Below are 19,854 nucleotides of genomic sequence, written 5' to 3' on the forward strand. Positions count from 1 at the left end.
GTGGCATTTGATAGAATGCCGCCGCCTGTCGACCCGATTAGTGAGATGTCATGAGCGCGCCCATTCGATTGACCCAGTACAGCCACGGTGCCGGCTGCGGCTGCAAGATTTCCCCGAAGGTCCTGGAAGTGATACTCGCCGGTAGCGGCGCGCAGAATCTCGACCCGCGCCTGTGGGTCGGCAACGCATCGCGCGACGACGCCGCTGTGTATGCCATCGACGATGAGCGCGGGGTGGTGTCCACCACGGACTTCTTCATGCCGATCGTCGACGACCCCTATGATTTCGGCCGGATCGCCGCGACCAATGCCATCAGCGACATCTATGCCATGGGCGGCGACCCGCTGATGGCCATCGCCATTCTCGGCTGGCCGGTGAACGTGCTGGCGCCCGAAGTGGCCCGCGAGGTCATTCGTGGCGGCCGCGCGGTATGTGACGAGGCGGGCATCCCGCTGGCGGGCGGTCATTCCATCGACGCGCCCGAGCCGATCTTCGGCCTGGCGGTCACCGGCCTGGTGGACAAACGCCATATGAAACGCAACGACACCGCCACGGCCGGCTGCAAGCTGTACCTGAGCAAGCCCCTGGGCATCGGCATCCTCACCACGGCGGAAAAGCAGGCCAAACTGCGGGCCGAGGACATCGGCCTGGCGCGGGACTGGATGTGCACCCTGAACAAGCCCGGCAGCCGTTTCGGCAAGCTGGCCGGGGTGACGGCGATGACCGACGTCACCGGCTTCGGGCTGCTCGGCCATCTGGTCGAGATGGCCGACGGCAGCGGTCTGACCGCGCGCATCGAGTTCGCCAAGGTGCCGCGGCTGGCCAGCGTCGAGTACTACCTGGAGCAAGGCTGCGTGCCCGGCGGCACCCTGCGGAACTTCGACAGTTACGGGGAAAAAATTGCGCCGATCGCGGAACTGCACAAGCAACTGCTGTGCGACCCGCAGACCAGCGGTGGCCTGTTGATTGCGGTGACGCCAGAGGGCGAGGCCGAGTTCCTGGCGGTGGCCGCGGAGCTGGGCCTGGCGCTGGAGCCGATCGGCGAGTTGCTCGAGCGCCGGCAGCACGCGGTCGAGGTGCTTTGATGCGCGACAATACCAGCGACTATCGCCAGCTGTTCCTCGACGGCGCGCCGATGATGGATGCCCGGGCACCGGTGGAGTTTGCCAAGGGCGCGTTCCCCGGGGTGGTCAACCTGCCGCTGATGGACGACAGCGAGCGGCAGAGGGTTGGCACCTGCTACAAGCAGCAGGGCCAGCAGGCCGCCATCGAGCTCGGTCATCAACTGGTCAGCGGCTCGCTCAAGGCCGAGCGCATCGCTGCCTGGGCCACCTTCGCCCGAGCCAATCCGAACGGCTATCTGTACTGTTTTCGCGGCGGCCTGCGTTCGCAGATCGTCCAGCAATGGCTGAAAAGCGAGGCGGGCATCGAGTACCCGCGGGTGATCGGCGGCTACAAGGCGATGCGCAGTTTCCTCATCGATACTACCGAGCAGGCGCTGGCCGAGTGTCAGTTCATCCTGGTCGGCGGCATGACCGGCACCGGCAAGACCGAGGTCATCGCCCAGCTGGGTAACAGCCTGGATCTGGAGGGGCACGCCAACCACCGCGGCTCCAGCTTCGGCAAGCGTGCCACCGGGCAGCCTGTGCAGATCGATTTCGAGAACGCCCTGGCGATCGATATCCTGAGAAAGCGCGCCACCGGGCATCGGCAGTTCGTCCTCGAGGACGAGGGGCGGCTGATCGGCCGCTGTTCGTTGCCCCTGGAGTTGTACCAGGGCATGCAGGAGTTTCCGCTGGTCTGGCTGGAAGACAGCCTGGCCGGGCGTACCGAGCGTATCCTCAAGGATTACGTGATCGATCTGTGCGCCGAGTTTCTCGAGCAGTTCGGCGCAGAGACCGGCTTCAAGGCCTTTGCCGAACGCCTGCAGCAGAGCCTGGCGAACATCCTCAAGCGCCTGGGTGGCGAGCGCTATCAGCGCCTGGCAGCGATCATGGATCAGGCCTTGCTGGAGCAGGAACGCAGCGGCGCGGTTGACCTGCACCGCGGCTGGATCGAGGCGCTGCTGGTGGAGTACTACGATCCCATGTATGCCTTCCAGCGGGAAAACAAATCCGGACGTATCGAGTTCGTCGGCGAGCAGGCGGCGGTGCTGGAGTACCTGCGCCAGCGGGCCAATTCCTGAGCTCCCGGCACTTTTTCCGGGGCTGGCCGTCATAACCGAGTCAATTGCGTATTGGTCGTATCCATCCAAGGGAGTTTGCCAAATGAAAGCCTGGATCTATTTACCGATGATTGCCCTGATGCTGGCCGGCTGCGCCGGCAAGACGGCCTATCGCGACAGCTGCGCCAGCCAGCTCGATGCCGCCTGGCAAGAGCTGGACCTGGCCAAGGCAGAAGGCTTTGCCGGAACCGTGAGTTACTCGAAAGCCCTGTCGCTGTTGACCGCGGCCAAGACCCAACAGCAGTTCGAAGCCTATGAAGGCTGCACCAGCAAGTCCGAGCGGGCGCGCTTCTATATCCGCGAATCGCGGGCAGGGCGCTGATGCTGCTCGACTTCGCCAGCCTGCCGCCGCTCGAAGCCTATCGCTGGCTGGCGTCCACCGTCACGCCTCGGCCAATCGCCTGGGTTTCCAGCCTGTCGGCCGAGGGCGTCAGCAACCTGGCGCCCTTCAGCTTTTTCCAGGTGATCAGCGATCAGCCGCCAACTTTGATGGTCAACGTCGGCAGCCGGGATGACGGCAGCCTGAAAGACACCCTGCGCAATGTGCAGGCCACCGGCGAGCTGGTGATCCAGCTGGTGACCTTCGCCCATGCCGAGGCCATGAACGCCAGCGCCGTGATGCTGGCCCACGGCGTCAGCGAGTTCGAGCATTGCGGGATCGCCAGCGAGCCCTCAAGCAAAGTGCGTCCTCCCAGGGTCGCCGGCGCGGTGGTGACCTTTGAGTGCGCCCTGGCCGAGGCCATGCCCTATCCGCGCGAGCAGCCCAACTGCCACCTGATCTTTGCCCAGGTGCTGCTGGCCCATATCGACGACGCCGTGCTCAATGAGCAGGGCCGCGTGGATGCGGCCAAGCTGGACCTGGTCGGGCGCTTGGGTGGCAGTTCCTATACCCGCACCCGCGATCTGTTCAGTTTGCAACGACCGTCCTGAGCCTGGCGGCGTCTGCTCAGGGGTGCTGCTGGCGCAGCCCGTACTTTTCCAGCTCGACCAGGCCGCACACCAGCGTGGCTACCAGTGCGCAACCTGCCCAGGCGTGCCAGGGCAGGTCGGTGGTGCCAAACAGCTGCTGCAGGGCAGGCCAGTAGCTGAAGGCCAGCTGCAGGCCGATCAGCAACAGCACCATGCTCCAGACCATGGGGTTGTCGCGCAGGGAGAAGTGCGCCGGCGCCAGCAGCCGGCGGCTGCTGAACAGGTAGCCGATCTCCCCGGCGACCAGGCCATTGACGGCCAATGTGCGGCTGGCCTCAAGGCTCCAGCCCAGCTGTTGGGCGTAGAGGAACAGGCCCAGGCAGACGCCGGTCATCAGCAGGGCGATAAACAGCACCCGCCAGCGCAGCTGGTGGCTCAGCAGGGGGGCGCCAGGGTCCCGGGGCGGCCGACACATCAAGTCGGCCTCGGCCGGCTCGAACGCCAAAGCCAGGGCCAGGGTGACGGCGGTGATCATGTTCACCCAGAGGATCTGCAGCGGGGTGATGGGCAGGGTCACACCCATGGCAATTGCGCTGAGCAGCACCAGGGCCTCGCCGGCGTTGGTCGGCAGAATGAACAGCAGCGACTTCCTCAGATTGTCGTAGACCGTGCGGCCTTCTTCGATGGCATGGGTGAGGGTGGCGAAGTTGTCGTCGGCCAGCACCATCTGCGCGGCCTCCTTGGCGGCCTCGGTGCCCCTGATACCCATGGCCACGCCGATATCGGCGCGTTTGAGCGCGGGTGCGTCGTTGACGCCATCGCCGGTCATCGCCACCCGCGCGCCACCGGCCTGCAAGCGCTGCACCAGACGCAGCTTGTGCGCGGGGCTGGTACGGGCGAACACGCAGGTCTGCTGTAGGCGGGCATCCAGCTCGGCATCGCTCATGCGGTCCAGTTCGGCGCCGGTCAAGGCTGCAGCGCTGCTCAGGCCAAGGCGTTCGGCGATGGCGCTGGCGGTGCCGGCATGGTCGCCGGTGATCATCTTGACGGTGATGCCTGCGCTCTGGCACTCGGCAATGGCCCGGACGACCTCTTCGCGCGGCGGGTCGAGCATGCCGACCAGGCCCAGCAGAATGAAGTCGCCTTCCGTGTCCGCGTAGCTCAGCTCATGCTTGGTGCCAGGGATTACCCGCAGGGCCAGTCCCAGCATGCGCAAGCCTTCAGCAGCACCTTGCTCCAGGGCGGCATGCCAGTGCCTGAGGTCCAGGGGCTCGTCGCCACCGTTGCGCCACTGGCGGTTGCACACCTGCAGAAGGCGCTCCGGGGCCCCGAGCAGGTAGATCATGGCGTGAGCGCCATGATCATGGTGCAGGCTGGCGGTGCAGCGGCGTTCGGCGTTGAAGGGAATCATGTCGACCCGCGGCAGATTGAGCAGCTCGGTCTCGCTCTGCAAACCAAGCTTGCCGGCCAGGGTGAGCAGGGCCGCTTCGGTGGGGTCGCCGCTGATCCGCCAGATGTCCTCCTGTTTGTCCAGGCTGGCATTGTTGGCCAGCAGCCCGGCGCGTGCCAGTTCGCGCAGGTCGTCGGCATCTTGCGGCGGGTCCTGGCTCTCCCCGTCGCGACGCACAACGCCGAAAGGCGCGTAGCCAACGCCTTCGATACGGTAGTGATGGGCGCTGGTGAAGACCTGCTGTACGGTCATTTCGTTGCGCGTCAGGGTTCCGGTCTTGTCCGAGCAGATCACGCTCACCGCACCAAGGCTTTCCACCGCAGGGAGGTGGCGAATGATGGCCTTGCGCGTGGCCATGCGGCGCATGCCCAGGGCCAGAATGATCGTCAGCACCGCCGGCAGCCCCTCGGGAATCGCCGCCACGGCGAGGCCAACCGCCGCCATCAGCATCTCCCCAGGGCTGTAGTCGCGCAGCAGTACGCCAAAGGCAAAGGTGGCCAGCGCCAGGATCAGGATGATCAACGTCAGATGACGGGCGAAACGTGCCATATCGCTGAGCAGCGGGGTCTGCAGGCTGATGACCGAGCCGAGCATATGGCTGATCTTGCCCAGCTCCGTATTTCCGGCTGTCGCCACCACCACACCGCAGCCCGTGCCCGCCACGACCAGGGTGCCGGAGTAGGCCATGCAGCGTCGATCACCCAGGCTGGCGTCTGGCGCCACGGGCTCGGCCTGTTTCTGCGTGGCCAGCGATTCGCCGGTCAGAGCGGCTTCGTCGATGCGCAGATCGCGACTGTGCAGCAGGCGCAGGTCTGCCGGCACGCGGTCGCCGGCCTCCACCAGCACCAGATCGCCACACACCAGCTGGGCAGCCGGCAGGCGCTGCGCGATTCCATCACGGCGCACGCGGCTTTCCAGGCTGAGCATGCGCCGAATTGCCCGCATCGCCTGCTGTGCCCTGCCTTCCTGGATAAAGCCTATCAGGGCATTGATCAGCGTCACGGCAAAGATCACCAGGCTGTCCAACCACTCGCCGAGCGCCAGCGTCAGCAGCGCGGCCACTAGCAGCACATAGATCAGCAGGTTGTGAAACTGCCGCAGAAAGCGCTTAAGCGGCCCGTCCGGACGTCGCTCGACCAGTTGGTTCGCGCCATCCACGGCCAGGCGACGTTCGGCCTCGGCTGTGCTGAGCCCGGTTTCGTCGACGTTCAGTTTCTGCAGGCTGTATTGGGCAGGCTGCGCATGCCACTGGTCGTTCACCGAGAGGTCCATGGCGTTCTCCAAGGGTCCAGCCTCAAGCCTAGGCTGTCCCGCATGGCCGAGCCTTGGCCTGGGTCAATGGGCAGTGATACAGCGTGCCAAAAACGACCAGAGCATAGCGATAGGCGACTGGCTTTCAACAACACCGCTTGTTGCCCCTAATGCTTTGCCCCTATGTTGCCGACACAGGTTCACAGCGACACGAGATCGTTAAACCATCATCCAGTTGGAGAAGGGGGAGTTATGTGGAGTGCCCTGCAGCGGCGCGTTGCCAGTTTGAGCACCGCAAAAAAACTGGCGCTTGGCTTCGGCGTAGTGCTCTCGCTCACTGTGCTGGTGGCCGCCACCGGCTATTCCGCGCTGCGTGATGTGTCGGGCCGCTCCGATCTGCTGGAGCGCATGAGCGAGATCAACTCCCAAGTGCAGCGCATGCGTCGCAGCGAACAGCAGTTCGCCCTGACCAGCGATACACAATACGCCGATCGCCTGCATGAACAGGCCCAGGCGATCCTCGAAAGCAGCGCGGCTCTGCAGGGCGAGCTGCCGGCGGACGAGCGCAAGCTGCTAGAGGAAGCAGGCGCTGCAATCGGCGAGTACGAGGCGGCGTTCGACCGTTACGTCGAGCTCACCGGCAACATGCGCCTGTCGCTGGACGGCGCGAACTGGCTGGTAGTCAGCGCCGCCAATAGCCTGGATCTGCTCAAGGACGGCCTGGCCGAGGATGGCATCGACCTGCTCAAGAGCAGTCAGGGCCTCGAGGGTGATCGATCGGTGGAGCAGGCCGGACAGATCAGCAAGGTGCACCAATTGTTGCTGCAGGCGCTCGATCAGGCTCGGGTGCGCCTGGAGGAAAGTCGCAGCTCCGGCGAGGTCGAGCAGACGGTCATTCAAGATGCACTGGATGCCCAGACGCTGGCCGCCGAGCTGCGCGATGCCATGGGCGACCCGGGGTATGCCGCGGTCCTGGCGGAAGTCATCGGCAACGTCAACTCCTTCAACGATCGCCTCAATGAGTACACCGGGCACCTGCAGCAACAGAAGCAGGAGTACGCCCGACTGGTCGAACAGGCCGAGCGCATCCTGGCGCTGGTGGATCAGGCCCATGACCTGCAGAAGGCTGGGATGCAGGCGCAGCTGCAGGCCAGCACCTGGTTGATCCTGCTGGCCGCCAGCCTGGCACTGCTGATCGGCCTGCTGGCGACCATGGTCATCAGCCTGCTGATCGTTCGACCGCTCAAGCAGGTGATCCTGCAGGCCCAGCAGATTGCCGGGGGCGACCTCACTGCCCGTATCGAGGTGCAGCGCAGCGACGAGATTGGTCAATTGCTCAGCGCCATGCAGGACATGTCGAACAACCTGCGCGAGATGGTCGGCCGGCTGCAGGGCGGGGTGACGCAGATTTCGACCTCGGCGCAGTCGCTGTCGGCGAGTACCGAGCAGACTCGCCGGGGCGTGAATGGCCAGAAGGAGGAAACCGATCAGGTGGCCACCGCGATGAGCGAGATGACCGCTACGGTGCATGAGGTGGCGCGCAATGCCGAGGCGGCGGCGGCTTCCACGGCCCAGGCCGAAGGGCGGGTGAGCAGCGGGGTCGAGGTGGTGCACCAGACCCTGAAGCGCATTGCCGAACTGGCGGCGGCCATGGATACCACCACCCAGAGCATCGAGCGGCTCAGCCAGGACACCCAGAGCATCGACTCGGTGTTGGACGTGATCAAGAGCGTTGCCGAGCAGACCAACCTGCTGGCCCTCAATGCCGCCATCGAGGCGGCGCGGGCCGGCGAACAGGGGCGCGGTTTTGCGGTGGTGGCCGATGAGGTGCGGGCGTTGGCACGGCGGACCCAGGAGTCGACCTCGGAAATCGAAGGCCTGATCGCCACCCTGCGTGAAGGCACCCGGCGTACCGTCAGTGACATGCGCCAGAGCGGTGCATTGGTGGAGCGGGTGGTGCAGGATGCCAACCAGACCGAGGGGGCGCTGGCGGCCATCGCCGAAGCAGTGACGCAGATATTCGAGATGAACCAGCAGATCGCCGCGGCAGCCGAGGAGCAGACGGCGGTGGCCGAGGAGATCAATCGCAGCGTCACCTCCATTCGCGACATCGCCGACCAGTCCGCCGCCGCCATGGACGAGTCGGCCAACTCCAGCATCCAGTTGGCCGAACTGGGGCAGGAGTTGCAGGGCATGGCCGCGCATTTCCGCCTGTAAGGGGGCTTCGCGCACAGATTCGTGAGCAAAGGTTACGCGGCGCTTTGCCCAGGGCGTGCCGGCCAGTAGCATCGATGCACTTTCATGGGGAGTGATGGATGCGTACGAAACTGGATGCCTGCCTGCACGCGGTGAATCAGGTGTTGTTGGGCAAGGAAACCCAGGTGCGCCTGGCGCTGGCCTGCCTGCTGGCCCGCGGTCATTTGCTGATCGAAGACTTGCCGGGCATGGGTAAGACGACCCTCAGCCACGCCCTGGCGAAGGTGTTGGGCCTGAGTTTTCAGCGCATCCAGTTCACCTCGGACCTGCTGCCCGGCGACATCCTCGGCACCTCGGTGTTCGACCGCGATACCGGACAGTTCGTCTTCCATCCAGGGCCCATCTTCGCCGAGCTGCTGCTGGCCGACGAGATCAACCGCGCCACGCCGAAAAGCCAGAGTGCCCTGCTCGAGGCCATGGAGGAGGGCCAGGTGACCATCGAGGGGGCCACGCGTCCGCTGCCCGAGCCCTTCTTTGTCATCGCCACGCAGAATCCGGTGAGCCAGGGCGGAACCTTTGCCCTGCCCGAGTCCCAGCTCGACCGCTTTCTGATGCGCCTGTCGCTCGGCTACCCGGCCAAGGCCGCGGAGAAGGTCCTGCTTCTGGGTGACCCGCGTCGTTCGTTGTTACCACGCCTGCAACCTGTGCTCGATCATGCCGGCCTGGCCGCCATTCAGGCCGAGGTGCCGAACATACGGGCCAGCGATGCGCTGGTCGATTATGTGCTGCGCCTGGTCGAAGCGACCCGTAGCCAGCCGCAGTTCGCCTGGGGCCTGTCCCCACGCGCCAGCCTCGCGTTGCTGGCGGCGGCCCGCGCCTGGGCGCTGCTGGATGGGCGCGACTACGTGATCCCCGAGGACGTGCAGGCAGTATTGCCGTCGGTGGTCGGTCATCGCCTGCGCGAGCGCGCCGACCCGACCGGGCATGGCGGCGGTGCGCTGGTGCAGTGGCTGCTGCGCGAGGTGCCGGCGCTTTGACCGGGCTGCTCAAGCCCTATTGGAAGCGTTGGCTGGACCGACGGATTCCCGCGGCCAGCAGCGTCAGCCTGAACCAGCGCAAGATCTTCATCCTCCCGACCCGCATCGGCGCGGCCTATATCCTCGTTTTGCTGCTGATGCTGCTGGCGGCGATCAACTACCAGAACAGCCTGGCCTATGGCCTGACCTTCCTGCTTGCGGCGGTGTTCTTCGTCGCCATCCTGCATACCTACCGCAATCTGGCCGGTCTGATACTCAAGGCCGGCGGCGCCGGCCCGGTATTCGTCGGCGAGCAGGGGCGCTTCCGCGTGCGCCTGGAAAGCCGCCGCCGCCCGCACCAGGCCATCGCCCTGGGATGGGCGAAGCAGAACCTGCAGCTGGTCGATGTGCCGGGCCAGGGTGCGAGCGAATGCGAGTTGAGCCTGCCGACGCAGCGGCGTGGCTGGTTGCGCCCGGACCGGTTGCGGGTCGAAAGCCGTTTTCCCCTGGGCATTCTGGTGGCCTGGAGCTGGCTCGATCTGGACCAGAAGTTGCTGGTCTACCCGTGCCCATTGCCAGGCGAGCTGCCATTGGCGCCTGGTGCCGGCGATGAGTTGGAGGAGCAGGGGCGGCAGGCCCAAGGCTATGGCTGTGACGACTTTCAGGGGCTGAAGGACTACCAGCCCGGCGATTCCAAGCAGCGCCTGCACTGGAAAGCCTACTCCCGTGGCCAGGGCTTGCTGGTCAAGGACTTCTCGACCCTCAGCGGGCGAGATCCGCATCTGGATTTCGAGGTGCTGGACGGCGACGTCGAGACCCGTCTCTCGCTGCTCTGTCACTGGGTGCTGCAGCTTTCCACCCGGCAGCAGCCGTTTGCCTTGCGCCTGCCGGGGCAGTTGCTTGCCGCCGACAATGGCGAGCCCCATCGCGAGGCCTGCCTGCGCGCCCTGGCGTTGTTCGGAGCACCGCGGTGAGCCCGCAGCCGGCGATCCCCCGGGTCAGCCTGAGCTGGCTACTGGTCGCCCAGGTCCTGGTGATCATCCCGCACCTGGGCCATCTACCGCTGTGGGTCACGGCGCTGTGGCTCGCCTGCGCCGCCTGGCGCATCCAGATCTTCCGGATGCGCGCGGGTTACCCCAATGCCTGGTTCAAAGCACTGTTGATGCTGCTGGTTGCGATCGGGGTGTGGTTCTCCCGGGGCAGCCTGGTGGGGCTGGATGCCGGCGTGGTGCTGTTGATCGCGGCCTTCATTCTCAAACTGCTGGAAATGCGCACGCGCCGCGACGCCCTGGTGTTGATCTTTCTCGGCTTCTTCGCCGTGGTCACCGCCTACCTGTTCGAGGACGGCATACTCGCTGCCCTGTTCAGCCTGCTGCCGGTCACCGCCTTGCTCGCCGCGCTGATCGGCCTGCAGCAGAGCGCGCTGGCCACCCAGCCCTGGCCGACCGCCAAGCTGGCGGGTGGCCTGTTGCTGCAGGCGTTGCCGTTGATGTTGCTGCTGTTCATCTTCTTTCCGCGTCTCGGGCCGTTGTGGTCGCTGCCGATGCCCAGTGACAGGAGCGTCAGTGGCTTGTCCGACAGCATGGCGCCGGCGGATATCGCCGAGTTGAGCCGCTCCCCCGCGCTGGCCTTTCGCGCCAGCTTCGTGGGCCCGGTGCCGCCGCGCAGCCAGCTGTACTGGCGTGCCCTGACCTTCGAGCGCTTCGACGGCCGTCGCTGGTCGCAGTCCGCCGAGCTTGAGCCGGCCCCGCCGGCATGGCAAAAACGGGGCGATCCAGTGCGCTACAGCATCGTCATGCAACCCAGCGGCCAGCCTTGGCTGTTTGCCCTGGACGTCGCCGAAACCGGGCTGACCGGGGCCCGCCAAATGAGCGACTTCCGCCTGCAACGGCAGCGCCCGGTCGAACAGTCGCTGCTTTATGAGCTGACCTCCTGGCCCGATGCCGTGCGCCAACCCCAGGGTATTGGTAGCGACGGAGCCCAGCGCCGCGCATTGCAGCTGCCGGAGCGGGGCGATCCGCGCAGCCGCGCCTGGGCAGCGCAACTCAGGCGCGACTATCCGCGCGCCGAGCAGTTGGTGCAGGCGCTGCTGAACCACTTCAATCAACAGCCCTATGGCTACACCCTGCGCCCGCCAAAACTGGGCGTCGACAGTGTCGATGAGTTTCTCTTCGACAGTCGCCGGGGCTTCTGCGCCCACTATGCCGGGGCCATGACCTTCGTTCTGCGCGCCGCCGGCATACCGGCGCGAGTGGTGGCCGGCTACCAGGGCGGTGAGTACAACCCAAGCGGCGGCTATGTGCAGGTGCGCCAGTTCGATGCCCATGCCTGGGTCGAGTATTGGCAGCCTGGTACGGGCTGGGTGAGTGTCGACCCAACCTTCCAGGTGGCGCCGGAACGCATCGAGCAGGGATTGGAGCAGGCGCTGGCGCAAGAGCAGAGCTTTCTCGAAGGCTCACCCTTTTCGCCCTTGCGCTACCGTCAACTGGCCTGGCTCAACCAGCTGCGCCTCGGTTGGGACAACCTCAATTACGGCTGGCAGCGCTGGGTGCTCGGTTACCAGGGGGCGCAGCAGTTGCAGTTGTTGCAGCGCTGGTTCGGTAGCCTCGACAGCCAGCTGCTGGCCCTGTGTCTGGGCGCAGGAGGCGGTTTGCTGCTCGGCTTGCTGGCCCTGGGGCTGTTCAAGCCCTGGCGACGCGAACGTGACCACCAGCGCCTCGCCTTCCTGCGATTCGAGCGCCTGCTCGCGCGCCACGGCGTGCAGCGGCGCGCCGGCGAGGGGCCCCGGGCCTACGCCGAGCGGGCGGCGCTGGCCCTGCCGCGCCAGGCGCAGGCCATCCAGGATTTCGTCCAGGCCTTCGAGGCGCAGCGCTATGGCGGGCAGGCCAGGTCCGCCACGCTGTTGCGTCAACGCCTGGCCGAAGTGCGTCGCGCCTTGCCCTGGCGCCTGGCGCGCAGGCGCTGACAGTACCGGGGGCTGGCCGTTACCTCGCGCTTATCCCGCGACATTTGGCCGAAGCGCCGTGCCCCATCGCTATCAACCCCGCCTGACTATCCCCTAAGATCACCCATCCATTGTTATCCCGAGGTGGTCATGACCTTTTCCGAGTTGCTCCAGGCCGTTCGCGCCACCCCCGAAACGCTGCAGATTCCCGCGGCCTGGGCCCAGGGGCGCGCCAGTTTCGGTGGGCTGGTCGCGGCCCTGGTGTACGAGGCCATGGGAGCCCGGGTGCCCGCTGGGCGACCGGTGCGCTCGCTAGCCGTCACGTTCGTAGGCCCGGTCGAGCCAGAAGTCCCGGTGAGCTTTCAGGTCGAAGTGCTGCGCGAGGGCAAGGCGGTCAGCCAGTTGCTGGGGCGTGCGGTGCAGAAGGGGCAGGCGGTTACCCTGGTGCAGGGCAGTTTCGGCGCAGCGCGGGAGTCGGCGATCGACGTGGCATCCGAAGCGGCGCCGCAGATCCAGCCGGTGGAGGCGTGCCAGGAGCTGCCCTACATCCGCAACGTCACGCCCGAGTTCACTCGCTTTCTGGCGATGCGCTGGGGCCTCGGCGGCATGCCGTTCACCAACAATCCTTCCAGGCAGATGGGCGGCTGGGTGCGCCTGCGGCCTCAGGTCGAGGGCGAGACTCAGGTGCTGGACGAGGCGCACCTGCTGGCGCTGGTCGATGCCTGGCCGCCGGCCGTACTGTCGCACCTGCGTACGCCGGCGCCGGGCAGCTCGCTGACCTGGACCATCGAATTCATCCAGCCGATAAAGCAGCTGACAACCCTCGACTGGTGTCGCTATCGGGCGCACATCGAGCACGCCCGAGACGGCTACGGGCATATCGCCGCGGGTCTGTGGGGGCCATCGGGCGAGTTGCTGGCGATCAGCCGGCAGACGGTGACGGTGTTCGGCTAGTCGCCCCGGTTCAATCGTCCTGCTCAGTTGCGCCGGGCGCCTCGACGGCAGGCAAGTCGAAGAACCGCCGGGCGCAAGCGGTGCTGTGCGCCGCCAGGCTTTCCAGGGATTCGCCCCGGTGCAGCGCCACCTCACGCAGGACCTCGACCAGCAGCGCCGGCTCGTTGCGGCCGCTCTTGGGCTTTGGGCGCAGACTGCGCGGCAACAGATAGGGGGAGTCGCTTTCCAGCATCAGGCGGCCGACCGGGATTTCCCGGACCAGCGGGTGCAGGTGACTGCCGCGGCGCTCATCGCAGATCCAGCCGGTGATACCGATATGCAGGTCGAGATCGAGGTAATTGAACAGCGCGCGTTTTTCCCCGGTGAAGCAGTGCACCACCGCCGCCGGCAAGCGGTCACGGTAGTCGCGAAGTATCTCCAGCAAGCGCTGGTCGGCATCGCGTTCGTGCAAAAAGACCGGCCTCTGCAGGCTTACGGCCAGGGCCAGCTGTTCTTCCAGGGCCTTTTCCTGCAGCGGCCGCGGTGAAAAATCGCGATTGAAGTCGAGGCCGCATTCCCCGACGGCGCGCACCTGCGGCTCGGCCAGCAGCGCCTTCAGGCGGGCGGCGCTGTCGCTGTTCCAGCCCTTGGCGTCGTGGGGATGAACGCCCGCTGTACTGAACAGCCGTGCTCCGGATTCATCCAGTTGCCGGCACAACTCGATGGCCTGTTCGCTCTCGTCCAGGCTGGTGCCAGTTACCAGCATCTGGCAGACGCCGGCGGCGAACGCCCGTGCAAGCAGGGCTTCGTGCTGGCCGGCAAAGCTGGGGTGGGTCAGATTGACGCCGATGTCGATGAGTTGCATGGTGCTACCCGCTGGCTGGAGAGGGGCAGCATAGCAGAGCTTTTTGTCGATCTATACCTTGAGTATTTTCAATGACTTAAGTGCTTATTCTGATGTTGTCTGACAGGCTGCTCTGGCTTCCGGACGCGTGCTGTGCGACTCTCGGCGCGCCGCGCGCTCAGGGAACCCATGGGCCGTAGCCGTACTCTCATTGAGCCTGCTCGTGGAGCGAGCCGACCCTGTCCTGGAGCCGCGATGTCGCGAGCCTTGCTGGTGCTTTGCCTGTCGCTACTGCTGCCGCTGTCGGCCGCAGCGCGCGTGGCCGGCCCGCCGGAAGTGGTTCGGGCCGCACCGCCGCGCGACCTGGCGAGCATCCGTAGCAGCGGCGAATTGCGTGTGCTGGTCAACCAGAGCCGCAACAGCTCGGGCGAGATCAAAGGGCAGAGCATCGGCGTGGAGTACCATCGCCTGCGCGCGCTGGAGCAGTACCTCAACCGCAGCGGCGGCGGGGCGCCGCTCAAGGTCAGGATGATTCCCAAGGCCAAGGATCAACTCCTCGCGGCGCTGCGGCGCGGTGAAGGCGACCTGGTCGCCCCCGGTGAGCTGCTGGGTTCCGGGGCCGGCCGCGATGTTCGCTCCAGCACGGCCATCCGCAACAACGTGCCGCTGATCGTGGTCGCGCGCCAGGGCGACCGCCGTTACCTGAGCCTGGAGCAGATGTCCGGTCGCAGCCTGGCGCTACCCGCGGGCAGCGCCGCGGGCGAGGCGGTGCGGCGAATCAACAAGCAGTTGCTGCAGCGCAAGCGGCCGCCGATCATCGTCGAGTGGGTCGATCCGAGCTTGGCCGTGGAGGATGTGCTGGAGATGGTCCAGGCCGGCATCTTCAGTGTCACCGCGGTGGAACAGCCGATTGCCGAGCGCTGGGCCAAGGTCTTGCCCAAGCTGCGCCTGGAGCGCCATCTGGTGCTGGCCAGCGACGGCGATTTGCGCTGGTTCGTGCGCCGCGATGCGCCGGCCCTGGCGGCGAGCATCGACCGCTTCCTCAAGGGCTATCGCACTCCGGATGATCAGGACGCGACCTTTCAGCGCATCTATCGGCGCCTGTACAAGGTCCACTACCCCTTGGGGCGCAACGAGCGCCAGCGTCTGGAAAAGCTGCGGCCGGTGTTTCAGCGGCATGCCGCCGAGCAGAAGTTCGACTGGCTGGCCCTGGCAGCCCTGGCATTCAAGGAGTCCACCCTCAATCCCAATGCCCGGGGCGCTGGTGGCGCCACCGGGCTGATGCAGATCACCCCGGCGGCGGCCCGTAGCGTCGGGGTCGGCAATATCGGTGCACTGGAAAACAACGTGCAAGCCAGCGCGCGCTACCTGGCGATGATTCGCCGCCAGTATTTCAGTAGCCCCCAGCTCAATGAGCGCGAGCGCATGGCGTTCGTGCTGGCCGGCTACAACCTCGGCCCGCACCGGGTGCAGAGCATGCGGGCCGAGGCTCGGCGCCGTGGGTTGAATCCCAACCAGTGGTTCTTCCAGGTCGAGCGAGTGGCCATGGAGCAGGTCGGTATGGGGGTGGTCAGCTACGTCAACAGTGTCAACAAGTACTACTTGGCCTATGACCGTGAGCGCTACCTATTGGAGCCGCACTGATGGCCAATCGAGACTGAACAATCTATATAACAGATAAAAGTGAACGGTTAATTGCGCTTTTTATATCTGTAAATCTGTTTAATCTGTGCCCATCTCCCCCGACATAAGGAATGCTGCACATGAATGCTCTCATCAAATCCGTGGCTACCACCCAAGCCGGCTACGGCCTGACCGTGCTCCGTATCATCGCCGGCGTAACCTTCGCCGCCCATGGCGCGCAAAAGCTGTTTGGCTGGTTCGGCGGATACGGCCTGGAGGGCGTTGGCCAGTGGATGGAAAGCATCGGCCTGGCGCCGGGCTATTTGATGGCGCTGCTGGCCGGCGGTGCGGAATTCTTCGGCGGACTGGCGCTGATTGTTGGCGTGCTGGCCCGTCCGGCGGCGGCGGTGCTGGCTTTGACGATGGTGGTGGCGATCGTCAGTGTGCACCTGGTCAACGGCTTCTTCATGGAAAACGAGGGCTACGAGTACGCCCTGGCCCTGCTGGCCATCAGTGTCGCGGTACTGGTCGAAGGCGCTGGCAAGCTGTCATTGGACAAGCGTTTCGCCAACTAAGCCCAACTGTCGCAAAAGGCCCGCCACGTGCGGGCCTTTTGCGTTTCAGGGGGATGCCGGACTGCGCGCCTCGGCCAGTTGTTCGGCGGCGGACAGGCGCAGACGCTCGCGCTCATCGAAGTGCTCACTGGCCAAGCGCTCGATGGCGGCGGCCTTGTCGCCGGCACTGAGGCCGCGACTGGCCTCGATCCTGGCCTTCGCTTCGCGGTAGTCGCCCAGCCGCCGTGCCCAGGCCAGGCGCTTCTGGTTCAGCGCCTCGAGGCGTTGTGTGGCTTGTGCGCCAACCAGCTGCTGGCGCAATTGTCGGACCCGCTCGGGACTGGCGCCAGCGGCCTGCAGCTTGGCGGTCTGCGCGCGCAGCTCATTTTGCAGCTGCGGCAGGAGGCTGGCCTGCAGTTCCGGCGGCAGGCCGTCACGCAACCGATCCACTGCGGCGGCCTTGGCCGCGTCGTCCAGATTGACGTCCTGCTGGATTGCCAGGCGTTGCAGGCTGAACTGGTTGTACGCCTCCTCGCCGGCGAAGAACGCCTGGTGTGCGTCGCGGCTGAACAGGCGAGCACGCAACGCCTGAACCGCCGCCTCGCGTCGACGCAGGGCGTCGAGGCTGGCCAGTTGCGGCCAATCGCGCTCGATAAGGACCAGCTCGCGGCGGTAGTCAAGGTATTGCGTCAGCAGGGCCAACGCCTCACCTCGAGCCGGCTCTTGCAGTTGGCCGCCAATGTAGGCCTGCAGGCGCTCGACGCTGGCGCGCACGGGCTCCTCGCCGATGGCCGCAAGGAAGTAATCGAAGATGCGGCGGATGTCTTGGCTGAGCATCAATCGGCCCGCTTCATCGACCTGGAACGCACCGTCGACCTGAGTGCCAGAGAACGAGCCGGGCAGTGTTTTCATCTTGCTGCCATCGGTCGACGTCCTAGGCGGCAAGGTGGCCGGCAACGACTCGGTGGCGGCGTCCTGCGCGACTGCCGGTGGTGCAGCCATTGTCGGCGCCTCGGCAGGGGGATGCGCCAGATCCAGGTAGAGAAAGGTGGCGACGGCAGTCAGGAACATCAGAGGTGAGAACAGCAGCAGTTTTTTCACGAATCGATTCGCTGAGCAGAGTTGGAAAGGCGGCGAGGCGGGGCCCGGCGGGCCCCGGTCAGGGGCCTAGAGGCCGTCGTTCTTCAGGCGGTTGGCATGTTGGCGGTAGACGGTCACCGGATCGGTTTCGAACCAGCTGGTCAGGCCGAAGGTCTGGTTGACCTCGTCGAGATGGTTCATCCGGTAGTTGTCGCGGATGACCTTGCCCAGGTGCGAGCTGCAACGTCCGACCAGGCCGTCGTTGGCCTCGCCGTTGAAGGTGAGGGACGTGGCTCCGAGCAGCGCGTCGCTCGGGTCGAGCAGATGAGTCAACGGGCTGGTGCCGCTCCAGGAGTAGTAGCGTACGCCGTTGACGCTATAGGCACCTTCGCCGCAGGCGCTGGTTGGCAACCCTTGCGGGTACTTGGCATTGAAGCGCGCAGCACCTGCGCTGTTGAGCGACTCGAGCGCGCCGAGGGCATTCTGCGGATTGTTACTGGAGCTGCCAGAGAGGAAGTTGATCAGACCGCCGAGTCCGTTGACGATGCCGGCCAGCAGAGCCTCACCGGCCGAGCCTGGCGGCACCTGGCGAATGAAGTCGGCGGTGGCCGAACCCTTGTGTGGAGCACCGACGCTGGTCGCCGAGGCCACCAGCTGCGGGCTGACGGCCGCGACATAGCGGATGGTCGGGCCGCCGTGACTGTGGCCGATCAGGTTGACCTTGGGCTTGCCGCTGATGGCGACTATTTCCTCCACCTGGGCCAGCAACTCTTCGCCGCGTGCCTCGGTGGTGTTCAATTGGCTGACTTCGGCCACGTAGACCTTGGCGCCATCGCTGCGCAGGGCGCTGGGGATGCCGTACCAGTAATCGACACCGAGGATGCTGTCGAAGCCGAGCATGCCATGGGCCAGGACGATGGGGTACTTGGTCTGGGTGTAGCCGGAGGAGCCGAACCAGCCTGCATGGGCTTGGGTGGAGGCCAGGAGTCCGGCTCCGAGGCAGAGGGCTAGCAGGGTCTTATTGTTATTCATGGGCGCTCTCTTAATGGGTTGTATCGTGCGACAAGTGCATTCCGGTCGTTGTAGGACACCCGTCCCGGGCGTCTACAACGACCGGCAGGCAGGCGCAGGAAACGTGCCACGTTCCGTGCGAAGCGGCCGGCGCGGCTCTGGATTAGGTACTGGCGTGCTATTTAGTCCGGTCAGGACTTTGCCTCCAGGGGGTGGTCTTGTTACGGGGCGAAACGCCGCGTTCAGTCGATTCGCAACAATGGCCACTGCTGAAGCTGGTGGTAGACGCTGCCCTGGGGGCCGGTTTCGGAGGCCAGCAGGGCGAAGTGACTCACCGGCCAATCGAAAGTTGGGCAGTCGGGTGGAGGCTGTCCACTGCAGCTCCGCATCAGGGTCAGGTGGGCGAGAAAAGAACGTTCCTCCAGCCTGAAACCGCCGGCAAGCAGCGCCTCGCCCAACCGCTCGACCAGTTCCAGGAGGGCGGCCGGGGGCTGGCTCGGCGCCAGGTAAAGCAGACCGTTGCGGCGGCGTACCAGACGGTCCAGGCGCAGCTCGAAGGCCGCGCCCTGCACGGTCGCGGCCAGGGTGCGCAGATCGGCCAGGCGACTGCTCGGCTGCTGGCCGAGGAAGGCCAGGGTCATATGCAGATTGGCCGGGATCACCGGGCGCCCCTTCAGTTGCAGCGAGTCATGCCAAGAGACGATCTGCTCGGCCAATTGGGGCGGGCAGGGCAGAGCAAAGAACAGGCGCAAGGTATCGTTCTTCATGGCATGGCTTCGGTTGCAACGTGTCTGTTGACAGTATCGCGCAGCCTTCTCTAGGATGCCGACTCATGCGCCGATTTAAACAGCTACTTGCGGGGCGCCGGGTCACTGCCTAAGGCAGGGCTCTTAGAGGATTGCTGCGAAGCCCTCGAAATACCGCTAAAGCGCTGGTTCGGTGTCGCCTCCCACCGCTGCCCAGCGGGATTTCCGAGGCGGAGACGCGAGCATGACCTGTCCCCAACCGCTGATTCGACTGGCCCCGATTACCACGGGCCTGACCCTGCGCAACGCCAAGATACTGCTTGGCGGCAGCCATCAGCCGACGCTATTGCGCTATCTCGACGGCTGGCCCAAGCGCTGGGGCGGCTCGCCGACCTTCCTGATTCAGTTCACTCACGATGGGGAAACCCTGAATCGATTCGCCAGCAACAGTTTCGATCTGGCGGTGATCCAGGCGCCGAGCGCGGCGCAGCTGGAGGATACCGTGCGCGAGCTGACCCGGGTCGCCCGCCAAGGCCTGATCACCCGCCGCTAGGCCGCTCAGGTTCAGGGGTAGTCGATCGCCACCACGTACCAGGTCTTCTCGCCGGTGGGCGTCTGCACTCGCACCTCGGCATCCAGGGGTTTGCCGACCAGGGCACGGGCCAGCGGCGAGTCGATGCTGATCAGGTTCAGCTTCAGGTCGAGCTCGTCCGGCCCGACGATGCGGTAGCGCGCCTCTTGGCCATCTTCGTCCTCGAGGGTGACCCAGGCACCGAAGTAGACTTTGTCGGGATCGCTTGGACGAGCGCTGACCACCTTGAGGCTTTCCAGGCGCTTGGTGAGAAAGCGCACCCGGCTGTCGATCTCGCGCAGCATCTTCTTGCCGTAGGTGTATTCGGCATTCTCCGAACGATCGCCCTGGGCGGCTGCCTCGCTGACCGACTGGGTGACCTGGGGACGACGCACGTGCCAGAGCTCATGCAACTCGGCACGCAGGCGTGCTTCGCCCTCGGGAGTGATCAGTGGCGTGCCGGCGGAGCGGGGCGGGCGGTAACGACTCATGGGCCTACTAT

The 19,854-nt window shown here is 65.6% G+C and carries 17 protein-coding genes and 2 pseudogenes; 13 read left to right on the forward strand and 6 right to left on the reverse strand.

Annotation, left to right across the window (positions count from 1 at the left end; all coding sequences use genetic code 11):
* Window positions 1-50 precede the first annotated feature (50 nt).
* The 4 genes from selD to KDW96_RS00095 all read left to right on the forward strand — a co-directional run bounded on the left by selD (window position 51) and on the right by KDW96_RS00095 (window position 3,154).
* Window positions 51-1,085: a selenide, water dikinase SelD gene (gene selD / locus KDW96_RS00080; protein ID WP_255838361.1), complete on the forward strand. Its 1,035-nt coding sequence runs from the start codon at window positions 51-53 to the stop codon at window positions 1,083-1,085.
* Window positions 1,085-2,185, forward strand: a complete 1,101-nt coding sequence (gene mnmH / locus KDW96_RS00085; protein WP_255838362.1) for a tRNA 2-selenouridine(34) synthase MnmH — start codon at window positions 1,085-1,087, stop codon at window positions 2,183-2,185. The genes selD and mnmH overlap by 1 nt, the downstream gene beginning before the upstream one ends.
* A gap of 82 nt (window positions 2,186-2,267) precedes the next feature.
* Entirely contained in the window at window positions 2,268-2,546 is a 279-nt protein-coding gene (locus tag KDW96_RS00090; RefSeq protein WP_255838363.1) for a hypothetical protein, read from the forward strand.
* Window positions 2,546-3,154 (forward strand): flavin reductase family protein, encoded by a 609-nt coding sequence (locus tag KDW96_RS00095; protein ID WP_255838364.1) that lies wholly within the window; start codon window positions 2,546-2,548, stop codon window positions 3,152-3,154. Before KDW96_RS00090 ends, KDW96_RS00095 begins: the two co-directional genes overlap by 1 nt.
* A gap of 16 nt (window positions 3,155-3,170) precedes the next feature.
* On the opposite strand, the gene KDW96_RS00100 is transcribed toward KDW96_RS00095, so the two are convergent.
* On the reverse strand, window positions 3,171-5,855 hold the full coding sequence (locus tag KDW96_RS00100; protein ID WP_255838365.1) for a cation-transporting P-type ATPase: 2,685 nt from the start codon (window positions 5,853-5,855) through the stop codon (window positions 3,171-3,173).
* A gap of 1,191 nt (window positions 5,856-7,046) precedes the next feature.
* Here KDW96_RS00100 and KDW96_RS22095 point away from each other — a divergent pair.
* The 6 genes and pseudogenes from KDW96_RS22095 to KDW96_RS00125 form a co-directional block, all read left to right on the forward strand.
* Window positions 7,047-7,148: pseudogene (locus KDW96_RS22095) on the forward strand (HAMP domain-containing protein); the annotation flags it as partial.
* A gap of 390 nt (window positions 7,149-7,538) precedes the next feature.
* Window positions 7,539-8,051: pseudogene (locus KDW96_RS22100) on the forward strand (methyl-accepting chemotaxis protein); the annotation flags it as partial.
* 98 nt (window positions 8,052-8,149) lie between these two features.
* Window positions 8,150-9,067, forward strand: a complete 918-nt coding sequence (locus KDW96_RS00110) for an AAA family ATPase (protein ID WP_255838367.1) — start codon at window positions 8,150-8,152, stop codon at window positions 9,065-9,067.
* Window positions 9,064-10,020, forward strand: a complete 957-nt coding sequence (locus KDW96_RS00115; protein WP_255838368.1) for a DUF58 domain-containing protein — start codon at window positions 9,064-9,066, stop codon at window positions 10,018-10,020. Before KDW96_RS00110 ends, KDW96_RS00115 begins: the two co-directional genes overlap by 4 nt.
* The gene (locus KDW96_RS00120; protein ID WP_255838369.1) at window positions 10,017-12,011 is read left to right on the forward strand and encodes a transglutaminase TgpA family protein; all 1,995 of its coding nucleotides are present in this window, start codon (window positions 10,017-10,019) and stop codon (window positions 12,009-12,011) included. The genes KDW96_RS00115 and KDW96_RS00120 overlap by 4 nt, the downstream gene beginning before the upstream one ends.
* 129 nt (window positions 12,012-12,140) lie before the next feature.
* Window positions 12,141-12,944, forward strand: coding sequence for an acyl-CoA thioesterase (locus KDW96_RS00125; RefSeq protein ID WP_255838370.1), 804 nt, complete (start codon window positions 12,141-12,143; stop codon window positions 12,942-12,944).
* Window positions 12,945-12,954: 10 nt separating this feature from the next.
* On the opposite strand, the gene KDW96_RS00130 is transcribed toward KDW96_RS00125, so the two are convergent.
* Window positions 12,955-13,788 (reverse strand): TatD family hydrolase, encoded by an 834-nt coding sequence (locus KDW96_RS00130; RefSeq protein ID WP_255838373.1) that lies wholly within the window; start codon window positions 13,786-13,788, stop codon window positions 12,955-12,957.
* A 234-nt stretch (window positions 13,789-14,022) separates the two neighbouring features.
* Between KDW96_RS00130 and KDW96_RS00135 the strand changes: the two genes are divergently transcribed.
* Together KDW96_RS00135 and KDW96_RS00140 are read left to right on the forward strand one after the other, a co-directional pair.
* Window positions 14,023-15,411 (forward strand): MltF family protein, encoded by a 1,389-nt coding sequence (locus KDW96_RS00135; protein ID WP_255838374.1) that lies wholly within the window; start codon window positions 14,023-14,025, stop codon window positions 15,409-15,411.
* Between the two features lie 119 nt (window positions 15,412-15,530).
* A complete protein-coding gene (locus KDW96_RS00140) occupies window positions 15,531-15,965 on the forward strand; it encodes a DoxX family protein (RefSeq protein WP_255838375.1) in 435 nt (144 codons plus the stop codon).
* Window positions 15,966-16,010: 45 nt separating this feature from the next.
* Here the strand turns inward: KDW96_RS00140 and KDW96_RS00145 are convergent, their stop codons facing one another.
* The 3 genes from KDW96_RS00145 to thpR all read right to left on the reverse strand — a co-directional run bounded on the left by KDW96_RS00145 (window position 16,011) and on the right by thpR (window position 18,802).
* On the reverse strand, window positions 16,011-17,045 hold the full coding sequence (locus KDW96_RS00145; protein WP_255838376.1) for a lipase secretion chaperone: 1,035 nt from the start codon (window positions 17,043-17,045) through the stop codon (window positions 16,011-16,013).
* Between the two features lie 66 nt (window positions 17,046-17,111).
* Complete coding sequence (locus KDW96_RS00150) at window positions 17,112-18,056, reverse strand: triacylglycerol lipase (protein WP_255838377.1); 945 nt, start codon at window positions 18,054-18,056, stop codon at window positions 17,112-17,114.
* A 221-nt stretch (window positions 18,057-18,277) separates the two neighbouring features.
* Complete coding sequence (thpR, locus tag KDW96_RS00155) at window positions 18,278-18,802, reverse strand: RNA 2',3'-cyclic phosphodiesterase (RefSeq protein ID WP_255838378.1); 525 nt, start codon at window positions 18,800-18,802, stop codon at window positions 18,278-18,280.
* 223 nt (window positions 18,803-19,025) lie between these two features.
* Here thpR and KDW96_RS00160 point away from each other — a divergent pair, with 223 nt between their 5' ends.
* Window positions 19,026-19,334, forward strand: a complete 309-nt coding sequence (locus KDW96_RS00160) for a class I SAM-dependent methyltransferase (RefSeq protein ID WP_255838379.1) — start codon at window positions 19,026-19,028, stop codon at window positions 19,332-19,334.
* 11 nt (window positions 19,335-19,345) lie between these two features.
* On the opposite strand, the gene greB is transcribed toward KDW96_RS00160, so the two are convergent.
* Complete coding sequence (gene greB / locus KDW96_RS00165; protein WP_255838380.1) at window positions 19,346-19,843, reverse strand: transcription elongation factor GreB; 498 nt, start codon at window positions 19,841-19,843, stop codon at window positions 19,346-19,348.
* Window positions 19,844-19,854: the final 11 nt, after the last annotated feature.

The sequence above is a fragment of the Pseudomonas benzenivorans genome, from assembly GCF_024397895.1.
GTDB lineage: Bacteria > Pseudomonadota > Gammaproteobacteria > Pseudomonadales > Pseudomonadaceae > Aquipseudomonas > Aquipseudomonas benzenivorans_A.